Source organism: Deltaproteobacteria bacterium (assembly GCA_016210045.1).
Classification (GTDB): domain Bacteria; phylum UBA10199; class UBA10199.
Window position 1 is genome coordinate 42,089 of the sequence record JACQUX010000017.1, and the last position, 24,461, is coordinate 66,549.

The window sequence follows — 24,461 nt, forward strand, 5'->3', positions numbered from 1 at the left end:
TCTGCGCGAGAATGCAAGTGGCGGCTGTCGTGCGGGGCGCGACTCCTCTCTTGTTGTTCCAAATGACTTCCGCTAGCATTCGCCGCCGTGACAGAGAAAAAAATCGAACAGTTGTTGCGCCGTGGCATGCAAGCGGTCGGGCAAGTCGTGGAAAAAGCGATCGGCAAGGCCGCGGCCGCTAAGCAGACGGTCGTGAGTAATACCGTTGGGGCCGGCATGCCGTTGACGATCGAATCCCAACTGCCGGTGCCGAAAGTGCGCGAAGTGCTGCGGTTGGCGGCGGAGCGTGTTGTGCATTCCATCATCCCGGCCTTGAGCGAACGACGAGTGCTGGAGTTGGCGGACGGCGTCGGCCAGCATGCCGGCACGTTGCGTGACCATGGGGCGCGCTTAGTGGTGGCGACGGAAATCGGCGCAGCCAATTCGGTCGTCACGACCGATGCGGTGAGTCGCCAATATTTGGTGCGTGCCTGGGTACACCGCTTGCCGTTTCGTGATGGGGCCTTCGATTTTGCGATCGCGAATCTCTTGACCCCGTATCAAGGGGATTTTCTGCGCGCGTTGAAGGAGATCGGGCGGGTGGTCACCGCCGGTGGGACGGTGGTGCTCGCCGATTTTCACCCGTTCGGGGCCTTTGCCCGGCGTGGCGCGGCGCGGGTGCGGCCGAGCGAATCGACGTTTCGCGGCGTCGCGGATTACTACAAAGCGGCGCGGCTGGCCGGTGTGCGCGTCACGGATGTCCGCGAGGCCTTTCTGGATGAAGGGCTGCGCAGCGCGTTTGTCACCGTGGAAGAAAAACAAGCGTATCGAGCGCTGCGCGATATGCCGTTGGTCCTCTGTTTAGTCGCGAAGAAGGGCGGAAGCGGGGAGGTGGCGGTATGAGGGGGGCCGCGACACGCAATCCCGACGCACGCTTGGAAGAGCTGTTGATCGATCTGCCGACACCGTCTCGAACGACCGGCCCGGTGGAGGCCGTGCGTCAGGTCGGCGACTTGTGTTGGGTCACGGGCGCGTTGCCGTGGAATGAAGGCAAAATCATGTTCCGCGGTCGTGTTGGTCTCGAAGTGACGATTGATAACGGTCAGCGCGCGTCACGGGCCGCGCTGTTGCAAGTGTTCGCGTTGTTGAAGGAGTCACTTGGTGAGTTAAAGCGTGTCAAGCAGTGCGTCAAATTGTCGGGGTTTATTGCGGCCGGTCCCGATTTTCAGGACCATTCTCGAGTGCTTGAAACGACCAGCCAGTTGCTGTTCGACGTGTTCGGCGTTGCCGGCCGCCACGCGCGGGAAGCCATCGGCGTGAGTTCGTTGCCGCATCAGGCGTGTGTGATGTTGGAATTGCTCGTGCGCGTATAGCCCTGCTATCCGCTTATCCCCGCAACATATGTTCGATCTTGCGCACTAAATGGCGGACGTGGAACGGCTTGGCGACGTAATCGTCGGCGCCGTGCGTGAGGCCGTCGATCCGATCCATCTGGGTGTCTTTCGCCGACAAAATCAAAATCCGGATCTGTTGGAGCGCTGGGTTCCCTTTAATGTAATTGCAAACTTCAATGCCGGAAACTTTCGGCATCATGATGTCGAGAATGACGAGGTGTGGCGGTTCGCGCGCAATCTGGTCGTAGGCCTCGGCGGCACTGAACGCACTGGCGAGGCGATATTGTGGCTCCGGAAGCATCTTGCCGAGCAGTTTGTGCAACTGCGGGTCGTCGTCCACGATGAGGATTTGCCATGTCATGGGCACAGCGGATGACGCCATGAATTGAGCGCAGAAATCAAGATCAAAATCGGCGGAAAATTACATTTGCGCTGCTGAGGAGAATCATTTATATTCCGCCGCGAATTTTTGTGAGACCTCAGCAATCACTCGATGGGGGAGTTTGCGGTACAGAAAAGTTCGAGGCTTGACATTTTTTAGGCGGGCGCATACCTACGCGTCCGCATTCGGTCGCAGGGGGAGTTGTCTCAACATTCATTTGGATTACGTCGTGGGAGTCCGGTCCGGGAAGGGGGTGTGACTGCGAAGAGACCAATCCACGCGTTACTGTAGTTCATGTGTAGCAGCGGTGATGCACAATTGATTATGGAATTCGAACAAGGAGAAGCGATTATGAAGAAGTTATTTTTGACGGCCATCGCGGCCGGTGTCGTAGGCGTGGCGGCCAGTGCGTTTGCCGTCGACGGCGATTTTGAAATGAGTGGGCATGTGAACGCAGGTGTCGGGTATCAGAAGTTCAGCAGCAGCGCGGATGCCGCTGTGGCCGGTGCCGCTGGCGCGAATACGTTTAACGGTGGTGCAGTGCAACGTGGTTCGATCGGTGATTTGACCGGTAATAACGGTGGCGCGGCAGGACAGAACGAGTTCATTTTCTTCGTCGATGAAGCCGAATTGGATGCGACGAAATCGTTTGGCGAGAATATCAAAGTACGGGCGGATTTCGCATTCGGTCGAGTCGCCTCCGGTTCTGCAGCTGCGTTTGCCCTCGAGCAGGCCTATGCGACGATCAACATCCCGGTCGGCAATGGGATGGAATTCTTGCTCGGTCGGTTCGATGCCCCAATCGGGTTCGAGTCGGTGGAGCGGGGTGAGAATACCCTCTTCTCTCACGGCGCGGTCTTCACCTATCTGCGCCCGACCAGCTTCACGGGTATGAAGTTCTATTATCCGTTCAGCGATATGGTCGACTTGCATGTCTATATCGTCAACAACCTGCGTGACACCTTGACCGGTGTGGCGTTCGGCGATTCCGTGTTGCCTTCCTTCGGGACCCGAGTTGGTCTCAAGTGGGGCGATGAAGGCAAGAAGAGCACGATCGGGTTGAGCTTGGCGTCGGGTCCGGAAGCGACCGATGGCAGCAAGATGGGTGACTGGTCGCATGTGGCCGACCTCGATTGGAATGTCTGGATCGGCGAGAGCTTCGCGATCGGTGGGGAAGGGATCTTCCGTATCGATAACGGCGCGACCGGCGCGACCGATGCGCGGTATTTTGGCGGTCAGTTGAACCTGCACTATGCCTTCACCGATACCTGGGATGGCACGCTCCGTTTCGGCTATGTCCAGAGCCGCGCGGCCGATGCCGATACCCTGACCGGTGCAGCCGCCAGCTTGTTGGATGGCGCGAGTGCCGGCAAGGTCACTGGCATGGAAGCCACGTTCGGTGTGCAATACCACATCGACGACAACGCCAAGATCCAGTGGGAAGGGCGTTATGACCTCGTGAAGAACGCAGCCACGGCGGCGGGCAACGGCCACGTCTACGGCGGTGCGGTGAACTTCGCATACAACTTCTAAGGTTGTGTGATCGGAATCTGAGTCTGCAAAACCCCCGGTTGGGATTCCCAACCGGGGGTTTGCTTTTATGCCGCTTCCCATGGTAGGCGCTGCACGCATGTCCTCCATTTGGATCTCGCTGGGGCCGATTCTGTTTATCAACCTCTTTACCGTCGTGACGTGTCTGGTGTTTCGGCGCAAGCGGGCGCAGACGCCGGTGCCGCCGGACTTGGCCGGGCGCAATGGGTCGAAGCTGCTGGGGCCATTCTTCCGTGAATATTGGTATTGGCTGACGGAGCCGGTCGTGCGGTTGCTGGTGCAACTGCGTTTCAGTCCGAATATCATTACGTTCATCGGTTTTTGTTTCAGCGTGTTTACCGCGTATCTCTATTCCATTGGGGCCTTTGGTTATGCCGGCTGGATCCTGATTATCGGTTCGACATTTGACATGTTCGATGGACGCGTCGCGCGGTTGACGGGCCAGACGAGCCGAGCGGGGGCCTTTTACGATTCTGTCCTTGATCGCTTCAGCGAGGGGATCGCGTTCTTGGGGCTAGCCCTGTATTTTCGCTCCAGCTGGGTCTTGTCGGTGGTGATCATCGGTTTGGTTGGTGGCATGCTCGTCAGTTATACGCGAGCACGCGGGGAGGGCGTCGGGATCGTTTGCAAAAAGGGTCCGATGCAGCGGCCGGAGCGGATTGCCTATCTTGGTTTCACTTCCGTGCTGCAGCCCGTGCTCGACGTTGAATTGCATCAGTGGTTTGCCAATCCGCCGCCGTTTCTGGTCATTATTGCCGTCGTGATGATTGCCGTCTTGACGGTTTACACGGCGCTGTATCGCACCATCTTCATCATGAATGCGCTCGATTCGGCGGATCGGGTGCGAGGCGGGGAAGCGACGATTCCGCAGTTACTGAGTAAACTGACGACGCGCGGGGGTTGGGAGCAAGTGCTGCAACGCGCGCGTTATGGCTACGACCGCGGCCAGGCGCGCGCGTTGTGCACGGTGGCGTTTGTCAGCGACGGGGCCCATGTTGATGTGGTGCGGGAACTGTGTGCGCGCGGCGATCTTCCGCATATTCAGCGGCACATCATTGAACCGGGTTTCGTGACCGATGCGACGGCGGTCTTCCCGTCGGTCGCGGGTCCGGCCAGTGTGCCGTTAGTGACCGGCTGTTTCCCCGGGACGTGCAATATTCCGGCGGCGCGCTGGTTTGATCGGACCGTGCCGGCGGAACGGCGCTTCACGCTCAAGCGATTTCGGGACTACTCTCGGTTAGGGGCATATGCGATCGATTTTGACCTGTCAAAACAGGTGCAAACAGCCTTCGAATACTCGCGGCAGGCCGTGAGCTTGCTCGGGATCATCAATCGCGGGGCCGGTTTCCGCAGCGATGGTGCGATGACGCGCGCGCAGTTGGAACAACATCCGTTCGAGGTCGGGGAATTAGAGGCTACCGAACGCGCGGTCTTCGCGTGGTTTGCCGCGTGTCTGCGGCGACAGCCGGATCTGATTTTTTATCATTTTGTCTCGATCAGTCGCTTGGCGGAGGCTTACGGAATCGATCATCCGGAGGTGCGGAAGGCATATCAGCGGTTCGATAAGACGATCGGCGATGCGGTGGAATTATTGAAGACACACGGGCTGTGGGATCATACCGTGTTGGCGTGGGTCAGCGGCCATGCGTTGGCGCCACGGCATACGGAGGGAGAAGTCGGCAAGGTGTTGGCGCGGCGATTTGCGCGGACGGTTTCGACGGTGCGCAGTTATCGGCAGTGGTTGGAGGCCGATGCGTTGGAGCTGCATTCGGGGAATGCGATGGCGCATCTCTATTTGCGGCGGGATCGGGCGTGGAGTGCGCCGCGCAGTCTGAACGAATGCGAACAGGATGGCTTAGTGGCGGCGTTGTTCGAGGATCCCGCCGTGGATCTCGTAATGGGTCGCGTGGCGGACGGCGGTGTGGCGGTTGTGAGTCGTCGCGGGCGCGCGGAATTGCGGGAGCAAGGAGAGGTCAATTATGTCGTGGGGCCGAGCGGCGATCCGTTCGGCTATGGCGCGTTGCCGTCTCGATTCTCGATGCGCGAGGCGTTGACGTTGACCAGCGACAGCGCGTATCCGGATGGTATTGTGCAGGCGTTACAGCTGTTCCGTGCGCCGCGGACCGGGGATCTCGTGATCAGCGCGACGCCGGGGTATGGCCTCGACCCCGATGTCGGTCCGACGGCCGCGACGCGGGGTTCGTTGCATCGCAACCATATGCTGGTGCCGTGCGCGATGAGCATTCCGATGGAGGTCGCCGGACCGATGCGGACCGTGGATCTGTTGCCAACCTTATTGCGACAAGTGGGGATTGAGCCGACCAGTCCGCTGGACGGTGTGGCGGTGGCGTAGCACGTTCGAACGGGAGAGGGTATGGAAACGGAACGGCACACCGTCACGCTCGATCAAGATCATCCGGGCTTTCGCGATCCGCAGTATCGAGCGCGGCGGGATGAAGTGGCACAGTTGGCGCAGCAGTATCGATCGGGGGCGCCGATTCCGGTCGTTGCGTATACGGAGGCCGAGCATGCGGTGTGGCAGGCGATTTGGCAGCAGCTGCGGCCGGCCCATCAGCAGTTCGCGTGCCGCCAATATCTCGACGCCTTCGATCGGATGGGTTTCACGCTGGACCGCATCCCACAAATGCAGGAGGTGACGACTCGGCTCACCGCGTTGACCGGTTTTCGGATGGAGCCGGTGCATGGATTAGTGACCTCGCGTGATTTCCTCGCGACGATGGCGCAAGGCATTTTTTTGAGCACGCAATATATCCGCCATCCCGCCACGCCGCTGTATACGCCGGAACCGGATTGGAATCATGAAGCCACGGGGCATGCGGTGGGGTTAGGGATTCCGGACATTGCGGAGTTGTCGCGGTTATTCGGGCAAGCGGCTCGCCAAGCGCGCAACGATCTGGAGATCACGGAATTGGGACGCATGTTTTGGTTTACGATCGAGTTCGGTGTGGTGCGAGAAGACGGTCTCGTGAAGGCGTATGGCGCGGGTTTGTTGTCGTCCTTCGGCGAGCTGCAGCAGATCAATCGCACCGGTGGCGTGAATGCCAAACGAGGACACGGCGCGCTGCTTGTGCCGCTTGATATGGACGCGATCCGTCGCCAGGCCTACGACGTGACGCAATATCAACCGATCTTGTTTTGTGCCGATTCGTTCGCCGAGATGACGACAACAATTCGCGAATATCTGACGGCGTGGATTGCCGCGCGCCGACCTTAGTTCTAGAACAAGTGTCCAAAGGTAAAGTGAAAGCGACCGCTGGATTCGCCGGGTTGCGGGTCGAGTTTGACGGCGTATTCCGCGCGAAGTGGGCCGACGGGGGTCGCATAGCGTAAGCCCACGCCGACGGCGTTGCGAACGGTGGTGCGGTTGATTTCACTGAACGTGTTGGTGAGGCTGCCGATATCGAAGAACGTGGCGGCGCGGAAATTGTCGAACAGCGGGACGGAGAGTTCTGCGTTGTAGACCCATTGCACGTTGGCGCCGAGCGGATCGCCGGCGGCATTAAGCGGGCCGACGCGATCTTCGGCGAATCCGCGGATGGTGTCGTCGCCGCCGAGAAACAGGCGTTCGGTGATCGGGATATTGGCCGGGCCGATCGGTTGGATGCCGCCGACGCGGCCGCTTTGACTCAGCATGATCCCGTGCCACAGATTGAGATAGTGATTCAATCCGCCGCGGAGCCGCACGAAATCGGCGCGTGAGCCGCGCAGTTCGTTGTACAAATCCGCCTCGCCGTAACAATAGAAACCGCGCGTCGGATTGGCGAAATTGTCTCGGGTGTCGAATGTCATGCCGGCGGTGAGTTGCGAGATCGTCGTGTTGCGGCGACCTTCCAGATCGGCTTGGGTAGGATCGCCGCCTAACAGGCGATTGCGGGCAAGTTTGTAGCGGAGTACGAATCCGGTGCGGTGGTATTGACGATAGAGGCCCACAGCGCCGCCGGCTTGGACGACGTCGAACGCGATATCTTGATTCCGATCGATCCATGCGCTGGTGGTGAGCAACAAATCCGTGCCGAGCAGCCGCGGATCGATCCACGCCAGTTCGGCGCGGGCGCGGCGATTGCCGCCGAGTAACGAGAGTTGGGTGCGCTTTGCCCAACCAAACGAGTTGAGGTTGGTGAATTGCAGGGCGCCGGAGAAGCCGGTATCGGTGGCGTAGCCGAGATCGACGTCGACCATGAACGGTTTTTCTTCTTCGATCCGGATTTGCAGATCGACCGCATCGCGTTGTGCTTCCAAGCCGTGGCGTTCGAACGCGACGTTGCGAAACGCGCCGAGACGGCGCAAGTTCAATTGGCTCTCGAGAATCTTGCGGTCGCTGTACAGGTCGCCTTCTTTGATCGTCAATGCTTGTCGGATCGCGCGTTGGCTGGTGATGAAATCCCCGCTGATCGTGATGGCGCCGATATGGACGGGCATGCGTTCGTCGATGTGATAGTCAATATGAAGTTGTTCCGTGTTCCGGTCGAGCGTGACGACTTGTTCGACATGGGCGTGCGGATAGCCGTGGTCGTCAAAAAAAAGTGCGACGGACTGTGCGTCTTCCGCGAGCCGGCTGCGATCGGCGGGACGCGTGGGTCGCAGCTGCAAGCGTTCCAACAGCGCGTCGTGAGCCGCGTGGAAATTTCCGGTGAACGTCACGCGGCCGATCGTGTAGCGCGGACCTTCGGCGACCGGGATGTCGATATGAAACGAACGGTCGGCGTTGCGCAGCCGGATCTGTGGTTCGCCGAGTGTGGTATCGAGAAATCCCTCTCGATGGTAATAATCTTCAATCGCCGCGAGGTCTTCCCGCAGTAGTTCGCGATTGAGGGCGCCACGACTGAAAATAGAGAGCGGCTGGTTGAGCATTTGTTCGCGCAACGTGCCGCTGCCGCGCGCGTTGTTGCCGGCGAAGTCGATCCCCCAGATGGTGCGGCGCGGACCTTCGACGATATGAAACGTGACGCGTTCGTGGGTGGGATCGATCGCAGCGCGTTCCGCACGGATCATGACATCGGCGAATCCCCGTTCGACGTAACGGCGGGTGAGCGCGGCCACGCTCTGTTCGACTTCGAACGGGTCGAGACGGCCTTCGGTGAAGAAGGTCACGGTGCTCCGGAGCATGCTATCGGGCAGATGCGCGTTGCCGACAAAATTGACTGCGAGATGGGGGCCTTCGGTTACGCGCATCGTGACGTCCATGCGGCGCTGTTGTTGGTTGGGGGCGAGCTGCGTGACGCGCACACGCGCCTTTGGGTAGCCGCGGCGCTGATAGAGCCGCGCGAGACGACGCACGCCTTCTTTCATGCGGCGCGGAGAATAGTAGTCCCAAACAGAAAAGACGCTGTGGATCCTCCCGGCGGGGAGCAAGGTGTTGCCGTCGAGTTGGATGTTCCCCCACCGCAGCCCGTGGCCGCGGGCGATGGTAAACGTCACCACGACGCCTTGCGTGTACGGACGCCATTTGGTGCTACTAGTGATGGTGGTACCGAAATAGCCTTCGCGTTCGTAATATTCCTTGATCCGTGTGATTTGTTCGTCGAGCGTGGTTGGGTCGAATGGATCGCCGGGGCGGAGCGCAATATGACGGCGGATTTGGCGGTCAAGAAACGGAAACGTGCCGCTCAGCGCGATTTCTTCGATCAGCGCGCCCCCGCCGAAGGCGGGTCCGCCTTCGGCGGAGGCGGGGATGGAAGGGGCATCTGCGGCCGGTCCCGCATGTCCGGTCAACGCGATCAAAAGTAAGGCGAGGCAGAGCCAGACACGTTGCATTTACCGCTCCCGGAATCGAAACGACAATTTGCCGCCTACATGGCCCTTGGTGGATTGCGTCCCTTTGAGCAACAGAAAATCGGTGATCTGGTACGAGGCCTCGAGGCTTTGCTCCGCGGCGGTCTGCCCGACGCTGGTGACGAAGCCGACTTCGAGTCGGTCGCTGATCCGTTTGCCGATGTGGAGTCGGGTGAGATCCGTGGTGCCGACGGCGGATTCGAGACGGACGACGTCGAGCTTCGTATAGCGGGCCAGCGGACGAGCCAATATTTTGCCGAGTTGTTCAGCAAAGATCGTGGGACCGACTTTGGCGCCGAATGCGATGGTGCGGAGTTGGTCGCAAGTAGTGCCGTAGGCAATCAGACAGAGGACGTTCTTCCGATCCTCGCCGGGGATGGCGGCGAGATCGACATAGAGGTTGTTGATCGGGCCACGCAGCGTGACTTGGACTAAGTGTGTCCCGATCGATTCTTCGCCGCGGAATTCTACGAACGGTTCGGCGAACGGGGTGTGGAATTCGACGGTGCCGTTGACGACGGTGAATTCGAGTCCGAGATAGTGGATGCGGCCTTCAGTTGCCTCGATGTTCCCTTGGACTTGTGGGTTGGCGAGGGTGCCGCGGACGACTACATTGGCGCGCAGCGTGACGTCGGCGGCGTTGTTGCGGATGAAGAGATCGCCGCGACTATTCACGCGCAAGTCGAGTTTGACGTGGTCGTATCCCGCGTGTTCGCGACGGAGACGTTCGCGAGACGCGACCACGTCGCTGCGTCCGAATTCCTCGAGGAGGCGGAAGTCTTTCGTGTAACGGAGATCGACGATATTCAAATCGCCGCTGAGTGTGGTGTGGGCGTTGTCGCGACGCACCGCCATGTCGGTGTCGAATTCTGCGTGCCAGGCGCGGCCCGGCTCCGCGTAGGCCAGTCCGCGGCCGACGACGTGGAGATCGAAGCGGCGCGTGGTCCATTGTTGTTGCTCCAACCAGCCGTCGAGCGTGAACGGTCCGTCGCCGAACAACCCGCTGACGGTGTCGATCGTAATGCGACGCCCGTTAAAGTGGAGCGTGCCGAGCAGTTTCGTCCATTCCTGTTGCACGGCGCGGAGGATCATTTGATTACTCCGTAATTCCATCGTGCCGCTTAGCAACGGATCGGTTAGGTCGCCGCGGATGCCGAGATTCAGATCCAGCGGCCCTTCGGCCTCGCGGAAGGTGCCGGGGAGATAGGTTAGCCACGCGGCGTTGGCGGTGCCGACGGCGCGTAAATCCCAGGCGCCGCTGCGGCCGTGGCCGCGGATTGTGGTGGTGTCATGCGGCGCCGGTCCGCCGTGGATGCGGATTTCATGGACGATCCAGTGCGCGGTTGGACTTTGATATTCGAGGTCGAGCGTCGTGTCGGCACGCGGATGTCCACGCAGATGAAAGCCGTGGCCGAGCGTGACAGTCATCGGCTGCGGGAAGTCGAACGTCGGAAGCGTCGGGACTTCGACGGTTGTGGGTTGAAACGTGAGCGTCTTTCCGTTCCAGCGGAATTTCGCGTGGACGCGGTCCAACGGGACGATTTGCAATGCGCCTGCAGTGATTTCGAACGTGCCGTTGCCGTGCGGATTCGATGTTTCGCCGCCGAGCGTCAGATGTCCCGAGCCGACGCCGCGCAACGCAATCAGTTGGAATGACGGGTCCAAATGATGTTGCCGGATATCGGCATCGAGACGCATCGTGGCCTGGCGATAGCCGGATGGCAGGCGGTTGCCGTAACGAATGTCGAGTGCCAACGTGCCGGTGCGCGCGCCATGTTGCAATAATTCGCCGGTGAGTTCGAGGCGTGGATACGTCAAATGGAGTTTGGTCCGCGCGGTTTCGATTTCGATTCCTTGATAGCTGCCGCCGCCGGTGGTTTCTGCGTCGAGGGTCAGCAAATAGTCGCGCGCCCAACCGCGGAAGCGGCCGTCGCAATTCGCCAGCCCGCGGGCCGGATGGAAGTCGATGTTGCGGAACCGGCCGAAGACGCCGATCAGCGGGATCGCGCGTCCGTGAAATTCAATGTCGACGAGTCGGTTCCGCGCGCTGACGGATCCGCTCACCGAGGCTTCGCCGTCGCCGACGCGCAGCCGGCCGGCGCGGATTTGCATCGTGCCGTCGTGCCATGCGCTATCGACCGTGAGATGCGCAGGGAGATCCGTGATCGTGGCCGGGACGTGGGTTACGTCGACCTTCAGCTCGCCTTGCAAATTGGTCGGGTCGAACGATTTGCCCTTCCACTGGATGCGGCCTTGTAATGTGCCTGCGGTCTGGAGAAACGAGGTGGCGGGGAGCAAGTCGGGGATCGGCATCGGTTCCGGCCATTCCAGCGTGAGGCGGGATCGCTTGGTGGCCAGCGTGATCGACCCATCGCCGCGCAACGTGCGGCCGCCGATCGTGGCTTGGAGGGATTTCAGACGCACTTTTGTATTGCGGAGCGTCGCATCGGCCGCGAATGAGTCGACGACCAAATGTTTCCAACTGAATTGCGTGACGTGCAATGCGCCGTGCAGATCGTTGAGGTACGGCGCGGCGCGGAACCAATGGCTCGGATCGGTAACGCCATCCAGCGTGAGTTGATCGGCGTGCAACGGCGGTCGGTCCGGTTGATTGACGTCGATTTGCTGTAATTGCACCGTGAGTGCCACTTTGCGCAACAGATGCGGGATGAACGAGAACTCGGTGCGCGCGACGCCGATACTGCGGCCGTGGGGGAGTGTGAGGAGCAGGTCATGAATGGCCGCGTGCGTGATCTCCACGTTGCGGAGCAGCAGCAGCGTGCGGAGTTTGATCGGGCGCCGTGCGGTCGTGGCGGGCGGCATTTGCTCCAGAAAGAGGCGCGGCTGACTGACGGTGAGTTCCGTCAGCCGCAACGTGCCGCGCAGCAGGCTCCAGGGGCGATACGCGAACGTGATGCGTTCGGTGGAAAAATGGTGTCCGTTCGGATGGTGCGTGAGTTGCAAACGGTCGATGGTCACGGTCGAGTGGCGCAAGTCCCAATGCCAGCCATTGGATTGGATTTCCCACTTGGTAAAGGCCGTGATGGCGCGCAACAGCAGACGCTGCGCGGCCGGATGGTTCAACGCCGCCACGGCGATCCACGGCGCGGCGACGGCGCTGGTGAGGAGCAACCAGACCACGAGGCGTCGTCGTAGACCGGCCCGAAACCGCGATGTCGTTCGTGCATGCACGGCGCGAACTTAGCGCAGAAACAACGGGCGGTGCAATTACTGAAAAGCGGTGACTAGTGGCTGAGGGAGGTGACTGGTGGCTCGTGGCTGGTGACTGGTAACAACGCGCACCGTGCGGGCCGTTCCCCAGTCACCAGCCACTAGTCACCAGTCACCTTTTTCCGCGTTATCTTTTCCACCAATTGTAGGCCGAGGTTGTCGAAGCTGCCGTTCGACATCGTGACGATGACGTCGCCCGGTGCGATGCTGCGCATCAGGTACTCTAGGATGAACGGTGTCTTGGCGAAATAATGCGCCTCGATGTGGCGGGCGCAAAGATCCCGCGCCAACGCCTCGGGGTCGAGCCGTTCGGCCTCTGGGATGCGGTCCAGTTTGTGGACGGAGGCCAACAGCACGTGCGTGGCCGGCGCGAAGGCGGTGAGATACGCGTCGTGAAAAAGTTTCCGCCCGCTGGTGTTGGAGCGCGGCTCGAACGCAACGATTAAGCGTCGTCCGGGGTATTTTTGTTTCAATGCGTCGAGCGTTTCGCGAATCGCGGTGGGATGATGTGCGAAGTCGTCGATGACCGTGACGCCGTGGACTTTGGCGAGCACTTCCTGGCGCCGCTTCACGCCTTGGAACGTCGGCAGTCCCTGTTGCAGCGCCGTGGCGGAGACGCCGATCGCACGCAGCATTGCCAACACGCCGACCGTGTTTTGCAAGTTGTGCCAGCCGACGAGCGGCGAATGAAACGGCAACGCGGCGCCGTCGGAGTCTTGCAGTGTGAAATGCGTGCCGTCCGGGCCCATCGTGACCGCAGTGGCTTGCACTGTGGCCGTGGTGCCGGGACGCGCGGCGTACGTGATGACGCGGCACGCGGCGTGATGCAGTAGTTCCAGCACCGTGCCGCTCTCCGCACAGGCGGCGAGCACCGCATGGGCCGGGAGGCGGCGCAAGAATTCGGCGAAGGCGTGTTTCACGGCGGCGAGGTCGGCGTAAATATCGGCGTGGTCGAATTCCACCGGGCCAAGCAAGGCCGCTTGCGCCGGGTAGTGCCAAATTTTCGGCGTCTTGTCGAAAAACGCGGAGTCGTATTCATCGCCCTCAAGGACGAGTTCGCGGCCGGCCCCCAATCGATAGCTGACACCGAAGTTGCGCGGGATGCCGCCAACCAGGAAACTCGGGTCGCGGCCGGCGGCGTGCAACAACCAGGCGGCGAGACTGGTGCTCGTGGTCTTGCCGTGCGTGCCGGCGATCACGAGTGGGAAGCGATCGGGGCAGAGCAGCGTGGCGATGGTTTGCGGCATCGAGCGATACGGGATGCCGCGTTGCATGGCCGCTTGCGCCTCGGTATTCTCTTTCGTGCAGACGTTGCCGATCACGACCAGATCGGGGCGTGGCGTGAGGTGGTCGGCGGAGAATCCATCCAACACCGGAATGGCCTCCGCCGCCAACATCGTACTCATCGGCGGATAGATCTGTTGGTCCGATCCGGTCACTTGATAGCCGGCCGCGCGACACAGCCCCGCCAACGAGGCCATACCGGTGCCCGCAATTCCGATAAAATGGACGTGTTGCATCGCCCGCGGGCATGCCACAATCGCCCACCCCACGGCTAGATAAAAAGTGGAGACTGTACAAGCGATGACCGGGTGAAACCGCTTGCCCCCCGACTCGATCGTTTGCTACGCCGTTGGGGATGCGGCGCATCGGTGTTTTTTGTGGGTCGAGTATGGGGAATGGCGCCCACTTTGGTGCGGCGGCGGATGCAGTGGCCGTGGCATTGGTCGCGCACGACTTGGAACTCGTGTATGGCGGTGCCCATGTTGGTCTGATGGGGCGGATCGCGGATGAGGTGTTGGCGCGGGGCGGGCGAGTGATTGGCGTGATCCCGCAGTCAATGGTCGAGGCGGAGGTTGCGCATTCCGGTCTTTCACAATTGCATATCGTCGCGACGATGGCCGAACGCAAACAGCAGATGGCTGACTTATCGGATGGGTTTATCGCCCTCCCGGGGGGGATGGGGACGCTCGAAGAGATCACGGAAATGCTGACGCTGACCCAATTGCACTATCAGGACAAGCCGTGCGGCTTTATCAATGTCGCTGGCTATTACGATCATCTGTTCGCATTTCTCGAACACGCCGTCGACGCCGGATTCTTGCATCCGGCCCATCATCGAATGATCTGCGTTGCACAATCCGCCGAGGAATTACTTGCACAGTTTCGCCGCTTTCAGTCGCCGTCGGTCAGGAAATGGCCGGATCACTCCTGACCCGATCAGGAAATCACCGAAGAAGCTTCCGGTTCGCCGCTCTCTACGCGCAAGCCGGTCTTTTGTTGCAACGTCTGGAGGATTTCGTTGGGGTTCACAAAATGGTTCAGCGAGAGTTTGGTGGTGCGGCCGTCGTGGTCGATCGCGAGCGGGATTACGGTGGCGATCGTGGTGGGCGCGCTGTTGATGCGGTAGCCGGTGCGGACGATCGGGAGAATCCGGAGTTTCGTGATGCTCTGCCACGGGATCTCTTTCGTGGTGAGCATTTTATAGATGAAGCGGTCGGGTTCGATCCGGATCTGCGCGGTGTTCGCCATATACAGGAACAGAAAACCGATCGGGGCGAGGATGACCGAGAGGAAGCAAATCACCCCGGCGATGTAAAAGAGGGCCTTACTGGCAAACGGATAGATCATGAACACCCCATGCTGTTGCCGCAATTCAGACAACGATAGCAGCTGCCGTTGCGGACCGTGACGTGGCCGCACTGGTCACAGAACGGGGCGTCGCCCATCATCGTGGAGAGGTGTTCGCTGACGACCGCGCCTGCGGCGATGGTTTGCAGACCTTCGGCGCCGGTCCCGACGGATGCGGATCGTTTGACGACGATGACGGCGGGGAGATCCGTGGTGTCTGGTTTCGCAGCCAACGGTGCAACGGGCGCTTTGCCGTGACCGTTGCGTTCCTTCGCGCTGTTGGCGACGAGCTGCCCGCCTTGTTGGGCGAATTGGCGGGTGACGCCGGGATCGATCGTGGTTGTCGCGGTGCTTTGCGGAGTCGTGGTAACAGGTGCCGACTCGGACGCGGTTCCCACTGGGGCCTGGTCGATCGCGCTGGTGATCAGCTCCGGTTTGACTTGCACCAGGTCGGTGCGGCCCAAATATTCCATTGCCAAGACGCGGAACAGGTAATCCATCGGCGAGGTGGCGAACTTGATATTCGGATGGTCGCTGGGACCGGCCGGGTCGAAGCGGGTGAACGTGAACATATTGACGTATTCTTCCAACGGGACACCGTATTGCAATCCCAGCGAGACCGCGATCGCGAAGCAGTTCATGATGCTCCGATACGTGGCGCCCTCTTTGTGCATGTCGATGAAAATTTCACCCAACATGCCATCGTCGTATTCGCCGGTGCGGAGATAGATCTTGTGACCGCCGACGCGGGCCTCTTGGGTAAACCCGCGCCGCTTGCCTGGGAGGCGATGCCGTTGCAGTCCCTTGGTCGGGTTGCCGGGCGCTGCTGTCGGTGCGGCGGAGGCCGCGACGCGTGGCAGTGGCGCGTCGGTCGTGGCGCCGTCGGTCTTAGATTTTTTCTCCGTGGTTTTGGCTTCATCGTCGGAGCGGCTGGAAAGCGGCTGCGCCATTTTTGAACCATCGCGATACAGCGCCACGGCCTTCAGGCCGGCGCGCCACGATTCGACATAGAGTTGCTCGATCTCTGCGACTGTGGTTTCTTGCGGGACGTTGATCGTTTTAGAGATTGCTCCGGAGACGAACGGCTGGGCCGCGGCCATCATCGAGATATGGGCCATCGGTTGCAGGAATCGTCGGCCTTCTTTGCCGCATTGGTTCGCGCAGTCGAAGACGGGGAGATGTTCCGTCTTCAGATGCGGGGCCCCTTCAATCGTCATCGTGCCGCAGATATGCCGATTGGCGCGCTCGATCTGCGCCGCGTTGAAGCCGAGGGCCTCGAGGGTGTTGGGGCCAGTCTCGCCGAGCACGTGTTTGTTGAACGCGAAGCGGAGGTCGAAGACGCCAGGGAGCGCGGCCTCGATCCGGCTGAGTTGCTCGTCGGTGATGCCGCGCGTCCGCAGGGTCTCCGGATTGATTTCCGGTGCGCCGACCAATGTGGAGGTCCCTTTCACATGGGTGACGATCTCTTGCACTTGCGCATCGTTATAACCGAGGCGTTTCAGCGCCATTGGGATCGATTGATTGATGATCTTGAAATAGCCGCCGCCGGCGAGCTTCTTGAACTTGACCAACGCAAAGTCGGGTTCGATCCCGGTGGTGTCGCAATCCATCAGCAGCCCGATGGTGCCGGTCGGTGCGATCACGGTTGCTTGCGCGTTGCGATAGCCGTGTTGTTTGCCGAGTCGCAGTGCCAAGTCCCAATCTTCGTGCGCAGCCTGCAACAAATCGTCGGGACACACCGTCGTGGCGATTTGGTATGCTGCGTCGCGATGCATGGCGATCACATCGAGCATCGCGTCGCGATTCTTCGCGAAGCCGTTGAACGGGCCTTTCACCGCGGCCATCTCCGCCGAGACCGCGTAGGCCTGGCCGGTGAGGATTGCGGTCAGCGCAGCGCAAATGGCACGGCCTTGGTCGGAGTCGTACGGGATGCCTTGGACCATCAGCAACGTCCCGAGATTGGCGTAGCCGAGGCCCAGTGGTCGATAGTCGTGGCTGTTCTGGCCGATCGTCTTGGTCGGATAGCTGGCGAAGTCGACTAAAATTTCTTGGCCGATGAAAAAGACACGCGCGGCGTGTCGATACCCTTCGATGTCGAAATGGCCGGTCTCGGTGTCATAGAACTTCATTAAATTCAGGCTCGCCAGATTGCAGGCCGAGTCGTCGAGGAACATATATTCGGAGCACGGATTGCTGCCGCGAATCCGATCGGTGGTCTTGCATGTGTGCCACTTATTAATGGTGCTATCGAACTGGACGCCCGGATCGGCACAGCTCCACGCCGCCGCAGCGATTTCCTGCATCACACCTTTGGCAGGCAACGTCTCGCAGACCTCGCCGGTGGTGCGCATCCGGGTTTGCCACTCTTTTCCGTTCAGATAGGCCTCCATGAAGGAGTCGGGGATGCGGACCGAGTTGTTCGAATTTTGTCCCGAGACGGTGCGATACGCCTCGCCGTTGAAGTCGTTGGAGAATCCGGCCTCAATCAACGCGCGGACCTTTTTTTCTTCCCGCGCCTTCCACTTGATGAAGTCGACGATCTCCGGATGGTCCATGTCAAGGCAGACCATCTTGGCCGCACGCCGCGTGGTCCCGCCCGATTTGGTGGCGCCGGCGCCTTTGTCGAGCACTTCGAGGAAACTCATCAGGCCGGACGACGTCCCGCCGCCGGAAAGTCGTTCTTGTTTGCCGCGCAAGGCGGAAAAATTGGTCCCGGTTCCGGAGCCGTATTTAAAGAGCCGGGCTTCGTTGCGCGCCAAGTCGAAGATGCTCATCAGGTCGTCTTGGACGTTTTGGATGAAGCACGCGGAACTTTGCGGGTGTTCGTAGGCGTTCGGGGTCTCTTCGATCCGATCGGTGGCCGGATTCCAGGCCCAATTGCCGCCGCTTCCTTCGATCCCGTATTCATGAAACAGGCCGACGTTGAACCAGACCGGCGAATTGAACGCACCGTATTGGTGGATCATATAATACGCAAGTTCCGCTTCGAAGGCGTCGGCGTCTTCAGTCGTGGCAAAATAACCGCCCAACGCCTCGCCGGCCTTGCGGATGCCGTGTGCGATGCGATGGATTACTTCGCGCGCCGAGGTCTCGTGCCCTTTGCCCGGGACGCCACGTTTCCGAAAATATTTCGAGACGATGATATCGGTGGCCAATTGGCTCCACGACGCGGGGACCTCGACCGCCTCCATTGCGAACACGGTTGAGCCGTCCGGATTGGTGATCATCGAGCGGCGCTTGGTGTTGTCGACCTGGTCGAGGGGATTGATCCCGGTGGTGGTGTGGCGCCGTGCGATACGAAGACCCCGCGTGGTCGCAGTCGATTTGCTGGTCATATAGATAATCCCCCTGTTTGAGGTGGCTGGGGACTCGTGGCCCGCGACCGAACCAAGCCTCCAGTCACCATTTCCCCCTAAGCCACTATATATCGTATGCGGGACGGATTGTAGCCACGATATATGGTGTGTCAAGGGGGTTGGGGCTGGGGAGGGGGCTGGTGACTGGGGGCTGGTGGCCGGGACGGAGTGAAAGGTCGTGGCTGGGGATAAGACCGTCGTTGTCCACACTCCAATCGCACAATGATTGCTAAGCGGGACGACCTCGGCTATGAGCCCGAAACCGTTTGCCATCTTTGGAGCGCATCATGGGTGTTCCGTGTTTGTCCACAACGTTCTCCCCGAATGATCCCCAGGCTATCCCCAGCTATCGGTATCTGTTGGGGCACTATGGTGAGCTGACGTTGCGCGGAAAAAATCGTCACCGCTTCGAGAGTCGCTTGGTCGAGTTGTTGAGCGCTCGGCTGCGTCCGTTCGGTGATCACGAGGTTCGAAGGCTCCCTGGCCGCTTCTTTATTGAATTTGCCGTCGAACAACCGTGGAATCGCTTGTCAGAAACAGCAAAGAAGGTGTTCGGCCTCTCGAATGCTTATGGTGTGTGGCGCGTAGCTCCCAGCCTCGATGCGGTGCATGCACTGCTGCCGTCCGTGCTGCAGGGGCGCACATTTGGCTCTTTTGCCGTCCGTTGCCGGCGGGGCGAGAAGCAATTCCCGTATTCCTCGCAGCAAGTGGGGGAGATCATCGGGCGCGCAGTCCAGGAGCGCACCGGGGCGCGGGTCGACTTGGAACATCCGGAGTTTACACTCTGGATCGAGGTGATGAGTCGGCATCTGTTCGTCGGCGCCGATCGTGTCGAAGGGCCGCGCGGGTTGCCGCTGGGGATGAGCGGGACGGTGGCGGTGTTCCTCTCCGGCGGGATCGATTCGCCGGTGGCGGCGTGGCGGATGATGCGGCGCGGCTGCGAGACGGTCGCGTTCCATTTCCATAGCGCGCCGTTTACCACCGCCGCCTCGCAAGAAAAAGTGCTCGATTTGGCGCAACGCCTGGCCGCGTGGCATGGACCGCTGCGCATCGGTCTGATCCCGTTTGCCCCGTTGCAGCAGCAAGTCGTGCTCCATGCCCCGGCCGAATTGCGGATCATCCTCTATCGACGTTTGATGCTCCGGATCGCGGCCGAATTGGCGCGCGAGGTCGGCGCAACAGCCCTCGTCACTGGCGATGCGCTGGGCCAAGTGGCTTCGCAAACACTTTCCAATCTCAGCACGATCGAGGCCGCGTCGCCGCTGCCGGTGCTGCGCCCGTTAGTGGGGATGGACAAAGAAGAGATCACCGCCACCGCGCGCCAGATCGGGACCTACGAGACGTCGATCGAGCCGCATCAAGATTGCTGCAATTTCCTGGAACCGCGCCATCCGGCCACCAGCAGTCGCTTGGCGACCGTGGAACGCGCTGAAGCCGCGCTGGATCTCACGGCGCTGGTCCGCCAAGGCGTCGCCGCAGTCGAATGGCGGGTTGTCGAGGCGTGAGCGCACTAGTTCACAGTCCATCAACTCTGTGCTATGCGGCCGGTTCAATCGAGGACTTCGTACGCCTATGCGTCTCTCCAGTTTGCTGCTCGTCGCGCTCGTTGTCTCGGCCAATCTACTGCTCTGGATCGGAGTCAATAAACCCTATTCCACCGTCGAGTCGCGCTATCCGGTGGAATCGATTTCCGTCAATCCGTACCATGCCGATCAAAGTCCATTCGAAGGCCACACCTTTACTGCAGACGCGTTGACGGCGGATCTGGCGCGTTTGGCGGAAAAAACGAAAGTCGTCCGTCTGTATAGCGCCACCCGCGGCTTGGAACAGGTGCCGACATTGGCCGACCAATACCGATTGGGGGTCATTGCGACGGCGTATTTGGGAGACAATCCGGAAGAAAATCGCCGCGAAGTCGAGAGCGTCATTCAGATGGCCGGACGGCATCGCAATGTCCAACGAGTGATGATCGGCAACGAGACGCAATTGCATCAGACCGTGCCGTTGGGCGAGTTGCGCGGCTATTTGCAAGAGGCGCGGACGCGGCTGCGGACACCGGTTTCCACGGCGGAACCGTGGGATTATTGGCTGAATCATCCGGAGATGGCTGACGACGTCGATTACTTGGCGGTCCACATCCTGCCGTATTGGGTCGGGGTGCCGGCCGCGGAGGCGGTCACGTATATCGTCGATCACTATCAGGTGGTGCGGCAGGCCTTTCCGAAGAAAAAGGTGTTCGTGGCCGAAGTCGGCTGGCCGAGCGACGGCCCGCAGCGTGGCGCTGCGGTCGCGAGCCAAGTGAACCAAGCGGAATTCGTGCGCCAATTCGTGCAACGCGCGGCGGCCGAGAAGATGCCGTACAATTTATTCGAGGCGTTCGATCAGCCGTGGAAGAGCCGGCTGGAAGGCGAGGTCGGCGAACATTGGGGAATCATGGATGCGGAGCGACGCGACAAATTCCCGCTCCAAGGGCCGGTGCTGGAAGATCCGAACTGGAAATATTGGATGGCGATGTCGACATTGCTCGGGTTGCTGTCCGCCGCGTTTTTTCTGTTGCGTCGTCCGGGATTGCGCTTGGGCGGGCGATATTTTTCAGTCGTGATTTTTCAAGTCTTGGCCGCCTTCGCGACCCAACTCGCCCGCGAGGCGACCGACCGCTATATGTCGCCGGGCGACATCGTTTTTTGGGGCATCATGTTGAGCGCGCAGGCGTTGCTGGCCATCATCTTGATTACCGACACCGTAGAGATTGCCGAAGTGGTCGGCGATGCACGCTTGCGCAATCGCTATCTCCCGCATGAAGGACCTCTGCACGATGCGCCGCGCGTGTCGATTCATGTCGCTTGTTACAACGAACCGCCCGCGCTGATGCGTGCGACGCTCGAGAGTTTGGCGCACCTCGACTACCCGAATTTCGAAGTGATCGTGGTCGACAACAATACGCGCGATGCGGCCGTTTGGGAACCGGTGGCGCGGCACTGCACCGCGTTGGGTCCGCAGTTTCGGTTCTTTCATCTGCCGCAATGCCCCGGCTTCAAGGCCGGCGCGCTGAACTTCGCGCGGCAGCAGACCGACCCGGCCGCGCGGATCGTCGGCGTGATCGACGCCGATTACGTCGTCGAGCCCGGGTGGTTGCGCGCCACAGTTCCGTATTTTCAAGATCCGGCGGTCGGTTTGGTCCAGGCGCCGCAGGAGCATCGCGGCTTCGACGCCCATGTCTTCCAACGAATGGAAAACGACGAGTACGCGGGCTTCTTTCGGATCGGGATGGTGCAGCGGAATGAAGATAACGCGATCATCCAGCACGGCACGATGACGCTGATCGATCGCGCGACGCTGGACCAGCTCGGCGGCTGGGCGGAGTGGTGCATTTGCGAAGACGCGGAGTTGGGGCTCCGCATCTTGGCCGCGGGGCGTCGGGCCGTGTACGTGAATCATCCGTTCGGTCACGGCTTGGTGCCGGATTCCTACGAGGCCTATGCCAAACAGCGGTTCCGCTGGGCCTATGGTGCGATGCGGATCATGCGGCGGCATTGGGCGTCTTTGCTGGGGTTGCGGCGGGGCTTAAGCCGCGCCCAGCGCTATCATTATATTAAGGGTTGGTTGCCGTGGTTCGGCGATGCGCTGCATCTGCTGTTTTCCCTCACCGCGTTGGGCTGGAGCGCCGTCTTGATCGCGGATCCGCTGCATACCGATTTCCCGGAACCGATTTTCGTCTATCCGGCGCTGTTGCTGGTCGTTGTCCGGATCGTCGGCACGCTGTGGACCTATGCCGCGCGGGTGCGGATCGGGCGGCGGCGCACGCTGCTCGCGTTGATCGCCGGCGGTTCACTGACGCACAAGATCGCGAAGGCGGTCTGGCAGGGACTACTGGGGATCCGTCGTCCGTTTTATCGCACTCCGAAACTGGCGGCGGCTACGCCACTGCTGCGCAGTCTGCTGCACGTGCGCGAGGAGCTGGGATTGACACTGCTCCTCGGTCTTGCGGCGTACGGGATCGTGCGCGTCTTCGGCACGGTGAACGATCAAGCGGTGATTTGGGTCGCGGCGATCACTGTGCAATCCTTTCCCTATTTGGCCGCGTTGGTCGCCGCCGTGATCGGGAGTCGTGTGGCAGGGAATGGAAACGGCGTGGCGTAGCGGGCACTGCGTTAAGACGCTTGTTGCTGCTCCACCCCGCTGTTACGGAGAATAATTGTTCCCTCCGGATGGTATTGCCGCAGTGTGGTGACGATGAGATCGCGCCCTTGAGCGCGATGCGTGCCGGGGATGATTTCTTTGGCGAGCAACTCCTTCAAAACGTTTCCTAAGAACGGTAACGCGCGGACTCCGATCGAACAGAGAGCTCCGATGAAGACGACGCTGACAATCGGATCCGGCGCATAGAAGACGGTCCGTGCACCCTTTTCGAGCGCTTTTTGGAACAACAACGCCGTCGTTGTTTCCGTGAGTTGTACTCCGGTCGGAATCTGCGGCTCGGCACTTCCGGGGCGCAGCATGTTGGTGCGCCAAAATTGGCGCGCCGCCGCGGAACTCACTAACGGCCATCGTGCCGCGGCCACGAGGCGCAGCAATCGATCAGGCACCTTTTGCGCCGCAACGCCGGCGGTCCGCAATCGCACAAAGAATTTGGCCACCGCATATTGACTGCGTCTCGCCATCTTGGATGATGCGGTTTGCAATGGACTACTGGGACTGATTGCACTCATAACCACCTCACAATGACGACACGGCAGGTGGTTCCTGTCGAGCGCCGCCCTTCTATCACTCCTGTATCGGCCGGGCTACGAAGAAGTTGCGTCGAATAATTGGCGGTGTATCACTGCGGTAGAACAGCTGGATATTGCTCTTGTAAAGGCGTGTTTCAAAATATTGCATAGCCATACTGCGCGGTCCCACGATCATTGCTGACGACGTGGGCCGGGAGGCTGGACCCGGTACACCCAGTTGCCAATGGAACGCGGTGCTCCTGCTCGTCGCACCGCGGACATTACTACCGCGGGCGATGGCTCCGCTGTCGCTCCGCCGCCCATGCTCACTATCGCGGCGCCGCAAGCCGACCGACCGGCTTTGCCGGCGGTCGGCGCGGGGGGATGGGGGGTATTGCGCGGCGGTGTCGCGCAGGCCCCCCATTGCATGACACGTCGCGCGCTCACCCTCGCCGTTTTCGACTTTAGATTTCGCAAGGAGAAAACAGCTCCGAGAGCCCCCGGGTGTACCGGGTCCAGCCTCCCGGCGTGTGACCAGCACACGCGGTGAGGTGCAGTATTCTCTATTAATCAGCCCAACCGTTTACATTGGTGCTGTTGAAGTCACACCTTATGGGGGCGGGTTTGCAACAATTGTTGCACGTCTACGGGTGACCGGGAGCAGAACCCGTATTCCGTAAATAAATTTTTGCAAACATGCTCTATAGCTTCCGCTTCAATGCATCGAGCGTGCGGCCGGTTTGGTCCTTCCATGTTGTCCAACCGTTCGAGCGCATGCCGAACACGATGCTGGAGGCTGTGCTGGGGCGATTTTCGTTGTCGAGTTGATAGCGGCCCGCTGTATCGCAGGCCGCGAGACAATGGGATTCCAAGAACTTGATGTGGACTTTGTTGAGACCTCGAGTCTTGGATGTTACTGTGATCCCTGTTTGCCAAAAATCCTTCGGATGGTTGTGTTCTTTGATGCGCGTGCAACAGTCTTCTGCTTCACTCCACTGTGCAATAGTCTCAATTTTGGAACGCGGCATTGCGATGGCTTGGATCGTCCGATTCCGCACCTCAGCCACCCGCACCCCTCGCGGTTCTCCTTCGGGTAAGAAGATTTGTATCGTCTTCGGTGTAAGTGCCATAGTGCTGATTCTCCTTTGCTGCAGCCAAAGTGGCTACTCAGTACCCCAAGAACTGAGTACGCGCAAATAGTGGCACGAGGAGTGGGAGTATAGTCCATCTGGCATGTACGAGCGGCGGTCAGGCACGGGGGCCGGGGGACCCAGGGGCTCTCGGAGCCGTTTTCTCCATGCGCGATTTAACGATGAAAACGGCGAGGGCGAGCGGCGACTTGCCTCGATGGCAAGTCGACCGCGTACCCTGGGTCCCCCGGCCCCCGCGCCTGACCCCACGTGGTCGAGAGCAAACCGGCGCGGCCGTTTCAACG

General features: G+C 60.4%; 16 protein-coding genes. 8 read left to right on the plus strand and 8 right to left on the minus strand.

Annotation, left to right across the window (positions count from 1 at the left end):
* Positions 1-87 precede the first annotated feature (87 nt).
* A complete protein-coding gene (locus HY696_04915; GenBank protein ID MBI4237744.1) occupies positions 88-882 on the plus strand; it encodes a methyltransferase domain-containing protein in 795 nt (264 codons plus the stop codon).
* Positions 879-1,352, plus strand: coding sequence for a RidA family protein (locus HY696_04920; GenBank protein ID MBI4237745.1), 474 nt, complete (start codon positions 879-881; stop codon positions 1,350-1,352). Before HY696_04915 ends, HY696_04920 begins: the two co-directional genes overlap by 4 nt.
* A gap of 13 nt (positions 1,353-1,365) precedes the next feature.
* Here HY696_04920 and HY696_04925 read toward each other — a convergent pair whose 3' ends face one another.
* The gene (locus HY696_04925) at positions 1,366-1,740 is read right to left on the minus strand and encodes a response regulator (GenBank protein MBI4237746.1); all 375 of its coding nucleotides are present in this window, start codon (positions 1,738-1,740) and stop codon (positions 1,366-1,368) included.
* 366 nt (positions 1,741-2,106) lie between these two features.
* On the opposite strand from HY696_04925, the gene HY696_04930 reads away from it, so the two are divergent.
* From HY696_04930 to HY696_04940, 3 genes are all read left to right on the plus strand, one after another.
* Complete coding sequence (locus tag HY696_04930) at positions 2,107-3,288, plus strand: outer membrane beta-barrel protein (protein MBI4237747.1); 1,182 nt, start codon at positions 2,107-2,109, stop codon at positions 3,286-3,288.
* A 97-nt stretch (positions 3,289-3,385) separates the two neighbouring features.
* Positions 3,386-5,659 carry an alkaline phosphatase family protein gene (locus HY696_04935; protein MBI4237748.1) on the plus strand — a complete coding sequence of 758 codons (2,274 nt, stop codon included), beginning with the start codon at positions 3,386-3,388 and terminating at the stop codon, positions 5,657-5,659.
* Positions 5,660-5,680: 21 nt separating this feature from the next.
* Positions 5,681-6,541: a phenylalanine 4-monooxygenase gene (locus HY696_04940; GenBank protein MBI4237749.1), complete on the plus strand. Its 861-nt coding sequence runs from the start codon at positions 5,681-5,683 to the stop codon at positions 6,539-6,541.
* Between the two features lie 2 nt (positions 6,542-6,543).
* Here HY696_04940 and bamA read toward each other — a convergent pair whose 3' ends face one another.
* From bamA to HY696_04955, 3 genes are all read right to left on the minus strand, one after another.
* Complete coding sequence (gene bamA, locus HY696_04945) at positions 6,544-9,081, minus strand: outer membrane protein assembly factor BamA (GenBank protein ID MBI4237750.1); 2,538 nt, start codon at positions 9,079-9,081, stop codon at positions 6,544-6,546.
* The gene (locus HY696_04950) at positions 9,082-12,291 is read right to left on the minus strand and encodes a translocation/assembly module TamB domain-containing protein (protein ID MBI4237751.1); all 3,210 of its coding nucleotides are present in this window, start codon (positions 12,289-12,291) and stop codon (positions 9,082-9,084) included.
* Positions 12,292-12,431: 140 nt separating this feature from the next.
* Positions 12,432-13,850 carry a hypothetical protein gene (locus HY696_04955; GenBank protein MBI4237752.1) on the minus strand — a complete coding sequence of 473 codons (1,419 nt, stop codon included), beginning with the start codon at positions 13,848-13,850 and terminating at the stop codon, positions 12,432-12,434.
* Between the two features lie 119 nt (positions 13,851-13,969).
* Here HY696_04955 and HY696_04960 point away from each other — a divergent pair, with 119 nt between their 5' ends.
* Positions 13,970-14,545 (plus strand): TIGR00730 family Rossman fold protein, encoded by a 576-nt coding sequence (locus HY696_04960; GenBank protein ID MBI4237753.1) that lies wholly within the window; start codon positions 13,970-13,972, stop codon positions 14,543-14,545.
* Between the two features lie 5 nt (positions 14,546-14,550).
* Here the strand turns inward: HY696_04960 and HY696_04965 are convergent, their stop codons facing one another.
* Both HY696_04965 and HY696_04970 read right to left on the minus strand, forming a co-directional pair.
* Positions 14,551-14,961, minus strand: coding sequence for a hypothetical protein (locus HY696_04965; GenBank protein MBI4237754.1), 411 nt, complete (start codon positions 14,959-14,961; stop codon positions 14,551-14,553).
* Positions 14,958-18,296, minus strand: a complete 3,339-nt coding sequence (locus HY696_04970) for a vitamin B12-dependent ribonucleotide reductase (GenBank protein ID MBI4237755.1) — start codon at positions 18,294-18,296, stop codon at positions 14,958-14,960. The genes HY696_04965 and HY696_04970 overlap by 4 nt, the downstream gene beginning before the upstream one ends.
* Positions 18,297-18,619: 323 nt before the next feature.
* Here HY696_04970 and thiI point away from each other — a divergent pair, with 323 nt between their 5' ends.
* Positions 18,620-19,822, plus strand: coding sequence for a tRNA 4-thiouridine(8) synthase ThiI (gene thiI, locus HY696_04975; GenBank protein MBI4237756.1), 1,203 nt, complete (start codon positions 18,620-18,622; stop codon positions 19,820-19,822).
* A gap of 67 nt (positions 19,823-19,889) precedes the next feature.
* Positions 19,890-22,457, plus strand: coding sequence for a glycosyltransferase (locus HY696_04980; GenBank protein MBI4237757.1), 2,568 nt, complete (start codon positions 19,890-19,892; stop codon positions 22,455-22,457).
* Positions 22,458-22,468: 11 nt separating this feature from the next.
* On the opposite strand, the gene HY696_04985 is transcribed toward HY696_04980, so the two are convergent.
* Both HY696_04985 and HY696_04990 read right to left on the minus strand, forming a co-directional pair.
* Positions 22,469-22,978 carry a hypothetical protein gene (locus HY696_04985; protein ID MBI4237758.1) on the minus strand — a complete coding sequence of 170 codons (510 nt, stop codon included), beginning with the start codon at positions 22,976-22,978 and terminating at the stop codon, positions 22,469-22,471.
* A 749-nt stretch (positions 22,979-23,727) separates the two neighbouring features.
* Complete coding sequence (locus tag HY696_04990; GenBank protein ID MBI4237759.1) at positions 23,728-24,156, minus strand: GIY-YIG nuclease family protein; 429 nt, start codon at positions 24,154-24,156, stop codon at positions 23,728-23,730.
* Between the last annotated feature and the right edge of the window lie 305 nt (positions 24,157-24,461).

Bases quoted from the DNA above. Each gene is read 5' to 3' on its own strand.
- HY696_04990 (MBI4237759.1), bottom strand. From the start codon at position 24,156: ATGGCACTTACACCGAAGACGATACAAATCTTCTTACCCGAAGGAGAA.
- HY696_04935 (MBI4237748.1), top strand. From the start codon at position 3,386: ATGTCCTCCATTTGGATCTCGCTGGGGCCGATTCTGTTTATCAACCTC.
- HY696_04980 (MBI4237757.1), top strand. From the start codon at position 19,890: ATGCGTCTCTCCAGTTTGCTGCTCGTCGCGCTCGTTGTCTCGGCCAAT.
- HY696_04940 (MBI4237749.1), top strand. From the start codon at position 5,681: ATGGAAACGGAACGGCACACCGTCACGCTCGATCAAGATCATCCGGGC.
- HY696_04920 (MBI4237745.1), top strand. From the start codon at position 879: ATGAGGGGGGCCGCGACACGCAATCCCGACGCACGCTTGGAAGAGCTG.
- HY696_04960 (MBI4237753.1), top strand. From the start codon at position 13,970: ATGCGGCGCATCGGTGTTTTTTGTGGGTCGAGTATGGGGAATGGCGCC.
- HY696_04955 (MBI4237752.1), bottom strand. From the start codon at position 13,850: ATGCAACACGTCCATTTTATCGGAATTGCGGGCACCGGTATGGCCTCG.
- HY696_04985 (MBI4237758.1), bottom strand. From the start codon at position 22,978: ATGGCGAGACGCAGTCAATATGCGGTGGCCAAATTCTTTGTGCGATTG.
- HY696_04930 (MBI4237747.1), top strand. From the start codon at position 2,107: ATGAAGAAGTTATTTTTGACGGCCATCGCGGCCGGTGTCGTAGGCGTG.
- HY696_04970 (MBI4237755.1), bottom strand. From the start codon at position 18,296: ATGACCAGCAAATCGACTGCGACCACGCGGGGTCTTCGTATCGCACGG.
- bamA (MBI4237750.1), bottom strand. From the start codon at position 9,081: ATGCAACGTGTCTGGCTCTGCCTCGCCTTACTTTTGATCGCGTTGACC.
- HY696_04965 (MBI4237754.1), bottom strand. From the start codon at position 14,961: ATGATCTATCCGTTTGCCAGTAAGGCCCTCTTTTACATCGCCGGGGTG.